The following is a 16,717-nucleotide window of genomic DNA, read 5'->3' as shown; positions in this document are numbered from 1 at the left end:
GGACAGACAAGAGGAACCGTCCCCTTTGTCTTTTTAGCTAAAAAGAACCATCCCAGAAAGTGGAGGTACTGTAAGCATATTGCCTGAAAATGTCCAATCGCCTTTTTCTATGGGGAAAATTCCGGCTTTTTTATTATCAACAACTACCTTCCAATTCCCTTGAGGAAGTTTTACATCAACCTTAGATTTTGTTGGATTGTAGATTACAATAATTTTTCCCCAGGGATCATTGTTTGCATTATCTGAGATTAAGAAAGCAATTGTATTTTTTGGAGATTTTATAAAACGAAGTTTTGATTTTATCTCTTCTGCTGTTCGCATCCTAAAGGCAGGATGCTCTTTTCTTAACTTTATTAAGCCTTGATAATATTCAAATACTTCTTTGTATAATAACTTTCTTGGCCAATCGAGCTGGTTTATTTCATCTCCTGCATTGTAACTATTATTGTTTCCCCTTTTTGTCCTTAAAAATTCTTCCCCAGCATGTATAAAGGGGATGCCTTGACTGGTAAATATTATCATAGTGGCAAGTTTATCCATTAGAATTTTTTCTTCCTCAGTAGCCTCCGAATTACTTTTTGAAATTTTGTCCCACAAAGTTAAATTATCATGACAAGAGACATAGTTTATAGTCTCCTGCGGATTTAGCGCAAAGTCTTTAATTTCACTGGAATATTCGATAGAACCTACTACTCCTTTCATAATATCTTTTTCAACATTTTTCTTTCCTGTAGCAAAGCCCTTAGATTCGTCGTCCGGCAATCCCTTTATTGCATTTCTGAAATTGTCGTTGAATACCGCTATTCGCGTGCCTTTTTGAGCTCCTTTTAAAAATTGCTTTTCTAAAGGCAAAACAGAAGGACCTGCTGTCCACGGTTCGCCATATAATAGCAAAGAAGGATCTATAGAATGTAAAATTTTTTCTATCTCTTTCATTGCGTCTATATCATGGAGTCCCATTAAGTCAAATCTAAAACCATCTACATGGTATTCTTTTACCCAGTATTTCAATGAATCTATTATTAATTTTTTTACCATAGGTCTTTCAGATGCAGTTTCATTTCCACAGCCTGAGCCGTTAGAATAACTGCCATCGGGATTGTGCCTATAAAAATACCCCGGTTCTACTTTGTCGAAAATAGAATCAAAAATAGAATATGTGTGGTTGTAAACCACATCCATCACAACTCGTATACCTGCTCTGTGGAGAGAAAGTATCATCTCTTTTACTTCTTTTATTCGAGATAAAGGGTCATTTGGATCTACAGCATAACTTCCTTCGGGTACGAAGTAGTGATAAGGGTCATATCCCCAATTGTACCCACCCTTTAGTTCATCTACACTTGCAAAGTCCTGAAAGGGGAGAAGGTGAACATGGGTTATGCCAAGTTCCACCAGATGGTCAAGGCCGGTTTTTACACCTTTATAATTGCTGCCTTTTTCTGTAAAGGCGAGATATTTCCCTTTGTTTTTGATGCCGGAGTCCTTATTAAAAGAAAAATCTCTTACATGAAGTTCATATATTACAGCGTCAACAGGGTCATCAAAAGGAGGTTTTACATCTTCTGACCATCCAGGAGGATCTGTATCTTTAAGGTCAATCACTACACCGTGGGTTCCGTTTGCCGTTAAAGCCCTTGCATAAGGGTCTACAGTTTCCACAAACTTGCCTTTTCTTAGGATGTTGTATGTGTAGAAAGCATTTTTTAGGTTTTCTTTTATCTCAACAAACCATGTACCGTTTTCACTTTTCTCCATTTCTATTTCTCTCTTTTTGTTGTCTTTAAAGAGGCATAAATATACTTTTTCTGCAGTTGGAGACCACAGCCTGAATTTCGAGTACAATGGATTAAATATGCATCCCAAGTCATCTCCGCTGTATACCGCATATTCTTCAAAATTTTTGTACATTGAAACTCTCCTTTCTTTTTTCATCATATGTTTTTTTAGTTTGTGTTTATTCTTTTAATGGTTTAGTAACAACAAAAATTCTTATAATATTATAATACAAAACTTTACAAATTTCAGTTAAAATTTTCTTGAACAAAATCATGGAAAATGCTATACTAAAAATAAAGAGATATTTAATATTAAGCCTTATTTTAAAACATGTCTTTATTTTTTCATCTCTTTTTCAGTTCTCTGATTTTTCCCCTGAAGAATATATATAAAAGGGGTGTTTTCAAAATGGCAGTTCACTATAAAAAATCAACCATCTATCTTTCAGATATCAGAAAATTCTTAAGAGGGGAACATTTCAAATCTTACACTTTCCTGGGAAGTAAATTCATAAATTACAGAGGTAAAGAAGGCACAGTGTTCTGCGTCTGGGCTCCCAATGCAGTTAGAGTGGGAGTGGCAGGGGATTTCAATGATTGGGATGCAAGAGGTCACATGATGTTAAAAGTAAAAGATTCGGGATTGTGGTGGATTTTTATAGAAGGGTTAAAAGAAGGAGAACTCTATAAATACGAAATACATACAAAAGATGGGAGAAAACTTCTTAAAGCAGATCCGTACGCCATTTTTTCAGAAGTAAGGCCTAATACAGCTTCAATTGTAAAAAATCTGCCTGAATACAAATGGCAGGATGGAGAATGGATGGAAAAAAGGAAAAGGAAAAACATTTTTGAGGAGCCTTTGAACATATATGAACTTCATCTAGGCTCATGGAAAAGGAAAGAAAATGGAGAGCTACTAAACTACAGAGAAATTGCAGAATTACTCGTGCCGTATGTTAAAGAGTTGGGATATACACATGTGGAACTACTGCCGCTGATGGAACATCCTTTGGACATGTCCTGGGGATATCAAATAACAGGGTACTTTTCTGTGACGAGCCGCTTTGGCGCTCCTGAGGATTTTATGTATTTTGTAGATACTCTTCATCGGCACGGCATTGGAGTGATTATGGATTGGGTTCCTGGGCATTTTTGCAAGGATGAGCACGGACTTTATAATTTTGACGGGACGCACCTTTACGAGTATGAAGACCCTTTCATAAGAGAAAATAGTTATTGGGGGACGGCAAACTTTGATGTATCAAAGCCAGGGGTAAGAAACTTTCTCCTTTCTAATGCCTACTTCTGGTTCAAAGAATACCACATTGACGGTTTAAGATGTGACGCCATTTCTAATATGCTTTATCTTAACAGCCGTTCTGGAAGGCAAGAGGTTCACGACCAAGTAGTCTCCTTTCTTCGCGATTTAAATAGGCTGATTTTCACTAATTTTCCAAATCCCCTTATGATTGCAGAAGAATCAAGTGCTTATCCTTTGGTTACTTATCCCGATTACGAGGGTGGATTAGGATTTAATTACAAATGGGACATGGGGTGGATGAATGACACTTTAAGGTATATGACACTTCCTCCTGAGGAAAGGAAGTGGAATCACAATCTTTTAACTTTTTCTATAATGTACACTTACTCAGAAAATTTTATTTTACCTTTGTCCCATGATGAAGTAGTTCACGGTAAAAAATCTTTACTTGATAAGATGCCTGGTAGTTACGAAGAAAAGTTTGCAAATTTAAGAACCCTATATGCTTACATGATGACTCATCCAGGGAAGAAGCTAATTTTTATGGGGGGAGAGTTTGGACAGTTCATAGAGTGGGACTTCAAAAAGGAGCTGGATTGGTTTCTGCTGGATTACCCAATGCACAAAAGCCTGCAGGAATACGTCAAGGACTTAAATAAAGTATATCTTTCTAATAAAAGCCTTTATGAAATGGACCATTCTCATGAGGGTTTTCTCTGGATTGATGTCCATAACAGCGAACAAAGTATTATTTCTTACATAAGATTTGCAAAGGACAAGAAGGACTTTTTGGTAGTGGTGTGCAATTTTAGTAAGGTATCTTATCCTGTCTACAGAATAGGTGTGCCTGAATATTCTTTGTATAAAGAGATTTTAAATAGTGATGATACAAAATACGGAGGGGAAGGCTTTGTGAACGAAAATCTCATTGAAGCTGAAAAAATAGGAATACACGGCAAGCCTTACAGCATACAAATAAAATTGCCTCGTCTTTCCGCAGTGATATTAAAACCACAATATGAGTGAGGTGATTTTTATGGAAAGGGAGATTATTGCATTAATTCTTGCAGGGGGGCAGGGCAGCAGACTTGAATCTTTGACAAAGACGAATGCAAAACCTGCAGTAGAGTTTGGAGGGAAATACCGTATAATCGATTTTACTTTAAGCAATTGCTCTAATTCTTCTATAGAAGTGGTAGGAGTTTTGACTCAGTATCAACCCCTCATACTTCATTCTCATATAGGTATAGGAAGTGCCTGGGATTTGGACAGGGTCAATGGAGGTGTTGCCATACTCCCTCCTTACACTGAGGAAAAAGGAGGAAGCTGGTACAGTGGAACAGCCGATGCAGTACTTAAAAATATAAATTTTGTTGAAAAATACTATCCCGAAAATTTATTGATTCTTTCTGGAGACCACATATATAAAATGGATTATTTGAAAATGCTAAAATTTCACAAACAAAAAGATGCGGATGTGACAATTGCTGTGACTCGAGTGCCAATAGAAGAGGCTTCCCGCTTTGGAATAATGAACACTCATGATGATTATAGGATATATGAGTTTGAAGAAAAGCCCAAAAAGCCAAAGAGCAATTTAGCCTCAATGGGAATATACATCTTTAAATGGGAAAAGTTAAAAGAAGTTTTATTTGAAGATGCAAAAGATGAAAAGTCTTCCCACGATTTTGGCAAAAACATAATTCCTAAGATGTTGAAAAAAGGTTATAAGTTGTATGCTTACGTTTTTAACGGATATTGGAAGGATGTTGGTACGATAAATAGCTACTGGGAAGCAAGTATGGACCTCATAAATGAAGATCCTTATTCTATCCGCGAAGGGATAGACCTCAACCTATTTGATAATAATTGGAAGATATACAGCTCCTCTTTTGCATATCCTCCTCAGTACATTGGTTCTTCTGCAAAAGTTTCAAATTCTCTTATTGTTGAAGGCTGCATAGTATTTGGTACTGTTTCAAATTCCATCTTATCTTATGGTGTGTTGGTTGGAGAAAAGGCGGAAGTGAGGAATTCTATCATTATGTCTGATACAGTTGTTGAGGAAGGAGTGAGAGTCATAAACAGCATAATTGGACCTAAGGTGGTAATAAAGAAGGAAAGTATTGTAGGCAATGAAAAGAGAATAACTGTGATAAAAGAGGGAGAGATTGTTAAGGGCTCTATCGAATAAATTAGGAAAGGGGAGAATTTTATGCTTGCTAATTATATAGGTGTATTAAATTTAAATGAAGAAGAGGGCAATTTAAAAAGTCTTACAATAAATCGACCCCTTGCTTCTGTTATAATTTTTGGGAGATACCGTGTGATAGATTTTATACTTTCAAATCTTGTAAATGCTGGTGTAAAAACTGTAGGAATTTTTGGTCAGACTCACTCCCGCTCTTTAGTTGACCATTTAGGCACGGGCAAGCCATGGGATTTAAACAGGAAAAACGGAGGACTTTTCATATTCAATTATTCTTTGGAAAATCCCCTTATAAGCGATGTAAAACTTTTGAAAAATAATATGGAGTTTTTTTACAGAAGCTCTGGCGACCATATAATACTTGCTTCTTCTAGAATGATATACAAAATAGATTTTAACGAAGTCGCCAAATACCATGAAGAAATGGGAAATGATATTACGGTTTTATACAAAAAAATAAATGACACGGAAGGGAGATTTTTAAACTGTGATGTGCTAAATTTAAATGAAAAAAACGAAGTTTTAAGTGTTGGAAGAGTTTTAGGGCTTAATGCAAGTGTGAATATCTCAATGGAGACCTTCATATTAAAGAAAGAACTTCTGATAGACTTTATTTACAAAGCCATAGAAAAGAGCAAGTACAACTCTTTTAAAGAATGTATATACGACAGTTTAGATAAACTCAATATAGGAGGGTATGAATATAAAGGCTATCTAAGTTGTGTAAACTCGGTTAGAAACTATTACTTAACTTCAATGGATATATTGGACTTGAGGGTAAGAAGGGAGCTGTTTTTTGAAAGGGGCAAAGTATATACAAAAACGAATGATTCTCCTCCTACAAAATATTACGAGGGCTGTGAGGTGCAAAATTCTCTTATTTCAAATGGCTGCCTTATAAAAGGGCGGGTTAAAAATAGCATAATTTCAAGAGGAGTTGAGATAAAAGAAGAAGCTGTGGTGGAGGATTCTATAGTGTTTTCAAACTGCATAATCGAAAGGGGCGCATTTTTGAAAAACACCATACTGGATAAAAATGTAATAATAGAAGAGGGTAAGAGGCTTATTGGCGATAAAAAGTTTCCTATTGTGATTGAGAAAGGTGAAATAGTTGAAAATTTACTTAGAAAGGCAGGAGAAAATAGAAGATGAAAGTACTGTTTGTAGCATCAGAAGCTTATCCTTTTGCGCGGGTAGGAGGGCTTTCAGACGTTGCTTATTCTTTACCAAAAGCATTGAGAAAACTTGGTGTAGATGTGAGAGTAATGCTTCCTAAATATGGACAAATACCCTCGGAGTACATGGCTCAAGTAAAACACATTGCAAATTTTATAGTGCCTGTGGGCTGGAGAAATCAATATTGTGGAATTGAATATGTAGAATTTGAAGGAATTCCTTATTACCTTTTGGACAATGAATATTATTTTAAAAGGCACCAATATTACGGATATTATGATGATGGGGAGAGGTTTGCATACTTTAGCAGAGCCATTTTAGAATCTATATACTATTTAGAGGACTTTAAACCAGATATAATCCATTGTAATGACTGGCACACAGGTATTGTTCCCGTTCTTTTAAAGGCTCACTACACCGAGAGCGATGTGCATAGAAAAATAAAAACAGTATTTACTATACATAACTTAAAATTTCAGGGAGTATTTCCTAAGATAGTTTTGGGAGACCTCCTGTCTTTAGGAGATGAGTATTATGCAGAGGATAAACTTAAATACTACGACGGGATTTCCTTTATGAAAGGAGGAATCATATACTCTGACAAAGTAACAACTGTCAGCAAAACTTATGCAGAAGAGATAAAAACCCCCTTCTACGGAGAAGGACTTCATGGACTGCTGGAGGGGATAGGGAACAAATTAGTGGGAATAGTCAATGGAATCGACTATGATTTTTATAACCCTGAGACGGATAAAGACATATATATAAATTACGACATAAATTCTTTTGATAAGAAGAGGCAAAACAAAGTGATGCTTCAGAAAGATTTAAAACTTGAAGTAGGAGAGGATATACCTTTAATAGGGCTTGTATCAAGGCTTACCAGCCAGAAAGGAATTGATTTGACTCTTGCCGTATTAGAGGATATTCTGCGCACAGGAGTACATTTTGTTGTTCTTGGCACAGGAGAAAAGAATTATGAGGATTCTTTTAAATATTTTGCTTTTAAATATCCCTCCCAAATGGCTGCAGTAATCGACTTTAGTGATTCGCTGGCTAAAAAGATATATGCTTCATCAGATATGTTTTTAATGCCTTCTTTATTTGAACCCTGTGGCATAAGCCAGCAGGTAGCCCAGAGGTATGGAAGTCTTCCAATTGTAAGAGAAACGGGAGGACTCAAAGACACAGTGACCCCTTATAATGAGTATACTGGCGAAGGGACGGGTTTTTCATTTACAAACTACAATGCCCACGATATGCTTCATGTAATTGAGTATGCACTGTCCATATACAAGGATAAAGAAAAATGGAATAATATAGTAAGGCAGACTATGGAAGTAGACCACAGCTGGAATGCTTCAGCCAAAGAATATCTTTTGCTTTATGAAAGTCTGTTGAAAGGTTGATGTAGTTTTATCTTAATGGGATGAGATTTGTTACCTCGCCTATAATAATAGAAAAATGTATCAGATTCTGTACAAGTAGATCCAGGACCAGTAATGGGGGTGTTCAATTTATTACTGCCCCGTGGATTGGATGTATGGTGGTGCAGGTAAAGGATGTGATTATTATTGTGCATCGTATTGTTATTATAGAGGGTAAAGTTAAAAAATAAAGATTAAGATAAAATATTATTGCGGTATCTATACTGCATATTTTTTTACAAAAATTAGGTGATTATGATGGAAAATAAATTAGCTAAGTTAATCTTAATGTTTCTTATATTTAACATAATTTTTGTGTTATGGAACACGATTTTTAACTGGAAATATACCTTATCTTAAATGCAGGTGAGATTTTTTATATTATTGTCTCTATATTTTTAATAGAAGCATATAAAAGGGGAAATTTCAGGACTTATAGGACCAAATGGCGCAGGGAAGACACTATACAAAAGTATAGTAGAGCGAGATTATAATAGTAATAGAAGTTATAAAGTGAAAGAAGTAGAAGGTTTAAATCATATAAATTCAAAAAATGCCATTAAAATTGAAAAAAATATGTTATCTATTTGTCACTGTTAATTTTTACATCGATTTAATAACAAAAGTAGAAAGAGGCGCAAATCTGACGATAAGAGAATTTTTATTTAAGTTTACAGTATTAATAATTTTAGAATTTGTAAGCATGTACATAGCTTACTATCTAAACGTAAAAATTTCAAACTACATGCTAATAGATATTGAATCTGATATTATGTATGAGGTCAAAAGGCTACCTTATGAAAAAATATCAAGCATTAACGGACAGTATCTTGCACAAAGGATTAATAATGATTCTGTTACTATCTCAGACTGTGTTGTAGAGAAATTCCCTTATGCAGTAATAGAAATGTTAAAAATAACAGCACTGATTCCAATACTTTTTAGCATAAATACACTACTGGGATTTTTATCTTTACTCATTGTGTCAATGTATATAATGTTTTACAAACTTTCTCAAGCTCGTTATTATTCTTTAAATAAAAATATGTTGGAAAAACAAGCTCAATTTTTTTCAAGGATAGGCAGACAATTGTTTAATATACTGGTAATAAAGATTAACTCATGGTATGAGGAAATTGACAGTGAATTTTTAAAAGCAAGCATACCATTTGTAAAGTCCTCTATTAAATTTTTAAGGTACGATTTTTGGTTATCCAATCTCTCAAATTTAATGACCCACCTGTTTTTTGCTGTTGTAATAATTGTACTGGGTATATCTTTGGGCAAGGGCACAACCTCAATAGGAAATTTAACTACTGCTATTATATATGTACAAATTTTAATACCGGGAGTTGCAAGTATTATTGAAAGTGGGAAATCCTATCAGAAATATAAAGTTGCAAAGGACAGAATAAATGAACTTATCAGCATGGAAAAAGAGCACAATGGGGATAAGGTTATTAATGAGATAAATGTAATAGAATGCGTGAATTTAACGGTTTTGATAGGTGAAAAGGAGATTTTTAATAATGTCTCATGTCGTTTTGAAAAAGGCAATATTTATCTGATAGTGGGTGAAAATGGCGCAGGTAAATCTACATTTGTGCATACACTGCTTGGGATATATAGACCTAAAGAAGGAAATATTTTGTATAACGGAATTCCTATAGAAGAGCTTAATATGTATTCTGTGAGAAAAAAACTTATTTCTTTTACGGAGCAGCATCCTTATCTTTTAGAAGATACCATATATAACAATCTGGTTTATGGCAAAGAAGACACGAATAAAGAAGAGATTATGAATAAAATACGTAAGATTAATTTATTAGATTTTATTGAATATTTTGATAAAAAATATGATACAGAAATCAATGAAAAATCGTCTAATATATCAGGAGGCGAAAGACAGAGGATAGCAATTTCAAGGTCTTTACTAAAAGAAGCAGATGTAGTTATATTTGATGAACCTACAAATGCATTAGATAGAGAAGGTATAGCGACATTTATGAAGATACTTACTGAACTTAAGAGAAATAAAATTGTAATTGTGATTTCCCATGACCCCAGTTTGGCAAGTATTGCGGATAAAATAATTAAGTTTCCTATTAATCAAGGAACTTTTTAGAAGGTTAATAATTTTAAATTTATAAAAGGCATAGGAGAAAGGTGAGCGGGCATGTAATTGTTATTAACGGTGTATAGTTGACCCAGAAATAACAAGAAGAGGAGGTTATTCTCCTCAATTTTTATAATTTCTAATTGTAAAATATTAGGCGAAAAATGCATTTTCGTTCCCCAAAATGATACTTTCGTTCCAAATTTCACAAATTTTGCTCTAAATATTGTATAATATTAAAAACGGTTCAATCTTTTTGGGGGTATAAAAATGGATTTTTTATGTTCACAGGAGGAACTAATTTCTTCATATGAGCGATGTAGGGGAATTGGTATTGACCCTTCAATAACTCTGCCATTGGTGATATTAAATCCAGAAGATTTGCAAAAGAAAATACATAACAATAAAGAACTCATAGAAGCTTTTCATATGAGTGTAGAAGAGGATTGGGTAAAAGGTGAGTATTTATTTTTGCTTAATGACATTGAAGGATATTTGTTGGATGTAAAATGCAGCACAAAAGAGAAAAAGTGTATAAAAGTTCAGGCTTTGAACCAGGGGTATCCTTTAGAGAAGAAAGCTGTGGTACAAATGCGATTTCAATGGCAATGCGATTAAAGAGGGTAGTGCATGTAAGACCTCAGGAGCACTACTGTGACATATTCAAAAAATGGCACTGCATTGCTTCACCTATAATAGTAGAAAATGGGGAAATAGTAGGCTATGTGGATATATCAACTATTGATAAAAAGATTGCGGATGAAGTATCAATGGTAATAAAACTGCTAGCTGAGAAAATAGCAACTGAGTATGAAAAGAGAATAAAAGGAAAAGGGCTAAATGAGATAAAGATAAAATTAAATGACAACCAGATAAAAATACTGACATTGGAAGCAAAAGGATATAGAGAATTAGACATAGCAAAAGCTCTTGGGATAGGGGTTATGACTGTGAAATATCACAAAAGAAAAATAGTAGAAAAACTTGGGGTAAAAAACACTAAAGAGGCAGTAATAAAGGCAATTAAGTTGGGACTGGTAGATGTGGATTAAAATTTGAGACTATACTTTAGTATAGTTTTTTGCTTATTTATGTAAACCTTAACTGGAAATGTAATAAAGACTATACTAAAGTATAGTAGACATTGGAAAATTTGTATGATAAGATAAAAATGAATTTAATAATAAGAATTTGGTACAGCCTTCTTCAATTGTGGACAAGTGTGGATAAATAACATAAGAAAGGAGGGAAGAAAATGGCTCCAGATTATACAACTCAAGGAAAGATTTGTTCTACCTGTGCTATCTGTGCTATTTGCCTTGCAGATGGTCCTGTTCCAGATTTTGAAGGTACTGGACTTCTAGGTTTGTTTGGGCTTTGGACATATTAAACGGATAGTGTCCAGGGGAAAAAGTTATATTTTCTCCTGGACACTATAAATCTTTTATGAAAGGAGGATTGGTATACATATGGATGTTAATGAATTATACGTTAGTTTAAATAGTGAGGATTATGAGTTATTAGAATTTCCTACTTATGGGATTTTAAAAAGAAAAAGAACAATTAATACAATTAAAGAAAAAGGTGAAATACCTTTTTATAATAGTTTTAAAGAGCAAACATTAGAGTTTGTCAATAAAGATGCTGAAACTGTTTTAAAATTATGCGATGGCAAAAGAACAGTTGGAGAAGTTTTATATTTATTTCCTGATAATGATAAAGTAAAACAATTTTTATTACAAGCTGTTCACAAAAAACATGTAATATTGAAAGAAAAGCCGCTAACTGGAGAGTTAACTATAAAAGGAACAAAAGATTTTTTTATGCCATCTCATCTTGTTATTGAACTTACTGATAATTGTAATTTGAACTGCATTCATTGTTATAGGATTAGAGACGGTAAAGAAGGTACTTTCATTGATGCTGAGAAATTGCAGATTCTTTTGGAAAATCTTGCAAATGAAACTGTTTGTGGTGTAGAATTAACTGGAGGAGAACCTACCATTCACCCGGATTTTGAACTAATAGTAAAAACTGCAGTACAGCATTTTTCCATAGTTGGAGTTCTTACAAATGGAATATATCTGCCAGATGAACTATTAGAAAAGATATGTAATTACAATAATCAAATTTTTTGGAGTATCAGTCTAGATAGCCATCAACCCGAATATCATGATAAATTTAGGGGAAAAAGAAATGCTTGGTTAACTACCGTCGAAAATATTGAAAAACTAGTTAAATACAACTTTCTAGTAAGAGTAGCAATGACTATAACTCCTGAAAATATTAAACACATTGAAAAAGTAGCAGAACTTTGTGTTAATATAGGAGTTAAAGTTTTTAGTTACAGTCCGGTTTTACCTTTTGGAAAAGCAAGGAATTTTTCTTGGAGTGCAGAGGATTTGTGGGAATTGGCTAATGAAGAAGAAAAAATAAGAGAGAAATACAAAAATATTATTCCAATAGTACAATTTGAAGGTTTTGCTAAAAATTCAGTTTGTAAAAATTGTGGGGCTAGATGGAAATAAATGGTAATTGATCCAAACTTTAATGTCAGACCTTGTGTGATGGCAGATTTAAGTTCAGATGTAATTGGTAAAATAGATCCATACAATCCAAAAACATTTTTTGAAAATTATAAAGATGTTGTTTTCTTTTATGCAAATGCAGATGTTCCTGAACGAGAGATATGTGGAGATTGCAAGTTTTTAAACTTTTGTACACCATGTATTTTAAGAGTTAGAAAAGTTATTGAAGAAAGACTAATAGAGATAGAAAAGTGTAAATGGGTTAATAAAATAAAACCGGAATTTTTTCGATTTTTCCTCAAAAACACTAGAGGTGATTTAAATGCCTAATGAAATATTATTTTATATTCTTTTTGGTATGTATGGATATGTTAGATTTACCTCTATAATTTGGAAAGGGAAAAGAGCAGTTAAAAATAACATAATTAATACTAATAGCCAAAAAATAGAAATATCAGATTTTTTGGATTTTGTGATAGGTTTGATTTCTATAGTAGTTGCTCTTGTATACTTAATCAATTCGCATAATAATTTTCTTATTATTCTATTTTATGGAATATCTTTGATTTTAAAAAGTCTAAGAAGACCTCTAAAGATTGCGCAAAAAAGTATAGCGTATAGAAAAATTTTCAACTATGCTGCTAATCTGTATATTATTATTTCAATATGGATACTTGGTTTTATTCTTGAATCATTTAAAGTTTCAATGGCCTATGGTTGGGTGATAATTTTGTATTTTGGAACATATTTTTTAATTTGGAGATAGAATTATTTAAAAGTGATAATAATTTATTGAGGAGGTACGCGATGAAAATAATTGAAGTAAAAAAACTTAAAAAATCAATAAATGGGAATCCTGTTTTAAAAGATGTAAACCTGACGGTTTTTAAAGAAGAGATTTACGGTTTTTTAGGGAAGAATGGTGCAGGAAAAACAACGACGTTACGTATAATAATCGGTTTACTTAAAAGAGATGGTGGAGAAATAAAAATATTTGAAGAAAATTTGTCCAGAGGACATTTCAAAAAAATAGGAGTTATGTTTGAGTATGAGACTTTAAACCCGGAGTGGACAGTATTGGATAACCTGAAACAAACATGTTATATATATGGAATTGAGGATAGGAAAATATATAAATATCTTGATATAATTGAATTTTCCAGAAATGATGTATATAAAAAAGTGAAACAACTTTCTAAAGGGATGAAAAGGAAAGTTTCTTTAATTAATGCTATCTTGCCAGAACCGGAATTATTAATTCTTGATGAACCTACATCCGGTTTAGATCCAGAAATGCAGCTTACCATAAGAGAGATTCTATTAAAGTTTAAATTGCAAGGCAAAACTATACTTTTTAGTTCTCACAATTTAAATGAAGTACAAAAAATAAGCGACAGAATAGGATTAATAAAAGAAGGAGAAACATTGCTAGAAACTCAAATTAAAAAAGAGCTGTATTTAGTAGAGGGTAATTATCCTGAACTTTTGGATAATAAAGTAAAAGACAAGAATCTTTATGTAGTTGATGAAAAAGTAATTAAAGAGTTTAATATCCAAAAGTATCAAGTTATCAAAGATATTGAAGAATTATATATAAAGATTATGGGGATGGAGGTGTAAAAATGCTAAAACTTATAAGATTAGAAGTTGTTAATTTTTTGAAAGTGTCAATATTCCCTTTTATCCTTTTAAATTTGGTTGTAGCAATTGTTGTAAAAAATATGAAAAATGTTTTTGATTTATTGAGTTCTTCTTCTGATATTCGCACTTTTTATACTTTATTTCTTATGATTATAATTTCGTATGCAGCTGCTTTTATGACGACTATAAATTTTGAAAAAGAAAAATTAAGTAATCTCTATCATAGATATTTTGTTTTGCCTCTACCACCAGGGATAATTTTTGCAATTAAACTCTTTCCTTCTATCATCTGTAGTATGTGTGTAGTATTAATTTGGGGAATAGTTATGTTTTTAATGTTTCACCCTGTTACATTAATTACTTTTATTATGGCGTTATGTAATGCCTTGATTTTTGTGATTGGAAGTATTTTATTAATCTTCTATTTTGATCTTACTTTAAAGAATGTTTCAATTGTATATGGAATTAAATTCATTTTAATATTTGTGCTTTCATACCTCCCCAATTTTATAGTTTCCCAGAATGTTTCTATAAAAGTTGTAAATTATAGTATTATTATTTTCACCTTTTTACTCTTTATTACGGGTATTATTCTTATTAATAATGTTGATTCTGAAAAAGTAATACTATCATGATTATATGGATAATATTGATGCGAGGCAAAATGAAGATTATTTTACTCTTTTTGGAATTTATGCATGCAAAATATATAGTGATGAGAAAGGGAAAGATAGTAATACCGGAGGGGAGAATATATGGAAGACTTTATAGGTAGATTACTCCTTACTTTTGGTGTTCCGTTATACTTTTTGTTAGTAGGGGTGGTATTAAAGTATTTTCCTCCCAAAAAAATAAATTACTTTTATGGCTATAAAACTGAATTTGCAACAAAAAATGAAGATGTTTTCAAAGAAGCAAATAGATACTCTGCCAATTTATTTATTTTGCTTTCGATATTGTTATTTGTAATTAATGTAATAATGTTCATTTTTAATGTATCTTCAGCTATAATGGGAATATCCTTTAGTATTTATATAATTCCTTTATTTATATCTATAATTTATTTTACAGAAAAACATTTGCACAAAATATTTGATGAAAATGGAGTAAGGCGAAATGATAAATAGAAGTTATAAAGCAGAAGGAGTGGAAGATTTAAGTCATATAAGTTCAGAAAATGTCATTAAGACTGAAAGAAAATATATTATCTATTTATCACTGTTGATTTTTGCTATATTTACAATAATTAATTTAATTTTATATGTCAAATTACCGCCACAAGTGTATATTCATTTTGGGTTGACAGGAAACCCAGAGGTCGCAAATAATACTTCTGAAACATTTCTTTTGTTAAAACAATTACAATTGTAATAAGGAGTGAGTATAAAAGCTCTTTTTATACCAACTGTGAGCGGAGAAACAGAAGGTTACTGTGAAACTTTTGACCTTGTTTATGGTAAAATGCTCAAATATATCCCATTTAAATTGTTAGTTGATAATGATTAAATTAAGTTTAAAATAAAATTAATAAACCAAGGAGACGGTTTTTCTTATTTTAAGGTCTTGAATAGGGAACCATCTCCTTTTGTTTGATTATTTATTTTATTTTTATCTTTATTTCTTTATCTCCAACTAAAAGAGGATAATCTACAATTTTAAATTTGATTGGGTTATTATAAGATTCATTTGGAATTTTTATTATGACTTTCTCTACTTTTTCATTTTCTACAGCATGAATGCTCAAATTTGAGTAATTATATTTTTTCATAAAGGAGTCCTCAAATTCGCTGTAAAAAGGACTATAATAATTATTTAAATTATCTATCTTTTCAATAGTAAACGTAAGTTCTATATAATTACCATTATTTACTATGTTATTTAAATTAAGCTTTTCATCAGGTTTATTTAAAATTGTGTTATTTTTTAAGTCTATTAAAACATATTCTTTATTTTTATCAATTGCCTTAATTTTTGAAAAGACAATATATAAGTTTTTTGGCTTTTTGAAGAAATTGCTCTGAAAATAAAGTATTATGTTATTATCATCTTTTATTGTTGAAGTTACTCCATTACTTATTTGTCCGAATATATCATTGTCTTCATCTGTAATCTTCATGTCATAAAAGCCAAGTATTTTTTTAGTGTTTTTTGTGTCGTAGCTAATATATACAGCAATACGTGTGGGATAAATTATCACTTTTTCAAAAGTAATTTTTTGTCTGTTTATTTCTACTGTTTTATTTAAAATAAAAACTTCCTTTAATCCTATAAACTTCTCTTTATTTATAGGAATAGAAAAGTTAAATAGAGGACTTTTTATACCGTTAAATTCAAAATCCACATTTAATTTATCTGGTATTCTATCTTTTTCTTCTGAAAAAGCAATGTCTATAAAACTTACTTTTTCCTTGTTTAAATTGTCAAAACCGCTCCGGCTTACAGACACATCTTCTAATGGTTGGTTATTATCATCATATAATTTTATATCTTTAAGTTTTATTGGTTTATCAGATTTACTTTCAATAGGAGTAAAATACTATTATGCGGCTTTCATCAACAATTAATCCATCTATTGAAA

Annotated in this window: 15 protein-coding genes and 1 pseudogene; 14 read left to right on the top strand and 2 right to left on the bottom strand. The window is 32.0% G+C overall.

All coding sequences use genetic code 11. The annotated features are described in order from the left end of the window. Window positions 1-33: 33 nt before the first annotated feature. Window positions 34-1,911, bottom strand: coding sequence for a type I pullulanase (gene pulA / locus THYS13_RS07945; RefSeq protein ID WP_153039609.1), 1,878 nt, complete (start codon window positions 1,909-1,911; stop codon window positions 34-36). 276 nt (window positions 1,912-2,187) lie between these two features. Here pulA and glgB point away from each other — a divergent pair, with 276 nt between their 5' ends. The 14 genes and pseudogenes from glgB (at window position 2,188) to THYS13_RS14660 (ending at window position 15,510) form a co-directional block, all read left to right on the top strand. After that, a complete protein-coding gene (gene glgB / locus THYS13_RS07940; protein ID WP_042834034.1) occupies window positions 2,188-4,068 on the top strand; it encodes a 1,4-alpha-glucan branching protein GlgB in 1,881 nt (626 codons plus the stop codon). Window positions 4,069-4,078: 10 nt separating this feature from the next. Further along, the gene (locus tag THYS13_RS07935) at window positions 4,079-5,236 is read left to right on the top strand and encodes a glucose-1-phosphate adenylyltransferase (protein ID WP_042834032.1); all 1,158 of its coding nucleotides are present in this window, start codon (window positions 4,079-4,081) and stop codon (window positions 5,234-5,236) included. A gap of 21 nt (window positions 5,237-5,257) precedes the next feature. Next, the gene (gene glgD / locus THYS13_RS07930) at window positions 5,258-6,403 is read left to right on the top strand and encodes a glucose-1-phosphate adenylyltransferase subunit GlgD (RefSeq protein WP_042834031.1); all 1,146 of its coding nucleotides are present in this window, start codon (window positions 5,258-5,260) and stop codon (window positions 6,401-6,403) included. Next, window positions 6,400-7,836, top strand: a complete 1,437-nt coding sequence (glgA, locus tag THYS13_RS07925) for a glycogen synthase GlgA (protein WP_042834030.1) — start codon at window positions 6,400-6,402, stop codon at window positions 7,834-7,836. The genes glgD and glgA overlap by 4 nt, the downstream gene beginning before the upstream one ends. 583 nt (window positions 7,837-8,419) lie before the next feature. Continuing rightward, complete coding sequence (locus THYS13_RS07920; protein ID WP_161485935.1) at window positions 8,420-9,979, top strand: ABC transporter ATP-binding protein; 1,560 nt, start codon at window positions 8,420-8,422, stop codon at window positions 9,977-9,979. 261 nt (window positions 9,980-10,240) lie between these two features. Further along, window positions 10,241-11,022 (top strand): annotated as a pseudogene (locus THYS13_RS13890) (LuxR C-terminal-related transcriptional regulator). A 203-nt stretch (window positions 11,023-11,225) separates the two neighbouring features. Then, entirely contained in the window at window positions 11,226-11,360 is a 135-nt protein-coding gene (locus THYS13_RS07905; RefSeq protein WP_042834027.1) for a subtilosin A family bacteriocin, read from the top strand. A 79-nt stretch (window positions 11,361-11,439) separates the two neighbouring features. Continuing rightward, window positions 11,440-12,498, top strand: a complete 1,059-nt coding sequence (locus THYS13_RS07900) for a radical SAM protein (protein ID WP_042834026.1) — start codon at window positions 11,440-11,442, stop codon at window positions 12,496-12,498. Next, window positions 12,499-12,828, top strand: a complete 330-nt coding sequence (locus THYS13_RS07895; RefSeq protein ID WP_042834024.1) for a hypothetical protein — start codon at window positions 12,499-12,501, stop codon at window positions 12,826-12,828. Further along, window positions 12,821-13,264, top strand: coding sequence for a hypothetical protein (locus THYS13_RS07890; protein ID WP_042834023.1), 444 nt, complete (start codon window positions 12,821-12,823; stop codon window positions 13,262-13,264). The genes THYS13_RS07895 and THYS13_RS07890 overlap by 8 nt, the downstream gene beginning before the upstream one ends. Window positions 13,265-13,305: 41 nt before the next feature. Continuing rightward, window positions 13,306-14,118, top strand: a complete 813-nt coding sequence (locus THYS13_RS07885) for an ABC transporter ATP-binding protein (protein WP_042834022.1) — start codon at window positions 13,306-13,308, stop codon at window positions 14,116-14,118. 2 nt (window positions 14,119-14,120) lie between these two features. After that, on the top strand, window positions 14,121-14,774 hold the full coding sequence (locus THYS13_RS07880) for a hypothetical protein (protein WP_042834021.1): 654 nt from the start codon (window positions 14,121-14,123) through the stop codon (window positions 14,772-14,774). Between the two features lie 120 nt (window positions 14,775-14,894). Next, a complete protein-coding gene (locus THYS13_RS07875; RefSeq protein ID WP_065214140.1) occupies window positions 14,895-15,266 on the top strand; it encodes an SdpI family protein in 372 nt (123 codons plus the stop codon). Next, window positions 15,256-15,510 carry a DUF1648 domain-containing protein gene (locus tag THYS13_RS14660; protein WP_042834020.1) on the top strand — a complete coding sequence of 85 codons (255 nt, stop codon included), beginning with the start codon at window positions 15,256-15,258 and terminating at the stop codon, window positions 15,508-15,510. Before THYS13_RS07875 ends, THYS13_RS14660 begins: the two co-directional genes overlap by 11 nt. Before the next feature lie 226 nt (window positions 15,511-15,736). Here THYS13_RS14660 and THYS13_RS07865 read toward each other — a convergent pair whose 3' ends face one another. After that, complete coding sequence (locus THYS13_RS07865; protein WP_235603314.1) at window positions 15,737-16,585, bottom strand: DUF5643 domain-containing protein; 849 nt, start codon at window positions 16,583-16,585, stop codon at window positions 15,737-15,739. Window positions 16,586-16,717 lie beyond the last annotated feature (132 nt).

Origin of the sequence: Thermoanaerobacter sp. YS13, assembly GCF_000806225.2 — a bacterium.
Taxonomy (GTDB): domain Bacteria; phylum Bacillota; class Thermoanaerobacteria; order Thermoanaerobacterales; family Thermoanaerobacteraceae; genus Thermoanaerobacter; species Thermoanaerobacter uzonensis.
The sequence above is the reverse complement of the archived record's forward strand: the minus strand, read 5'-3'. Positions and strand labels throughout refer to the sequence as shown.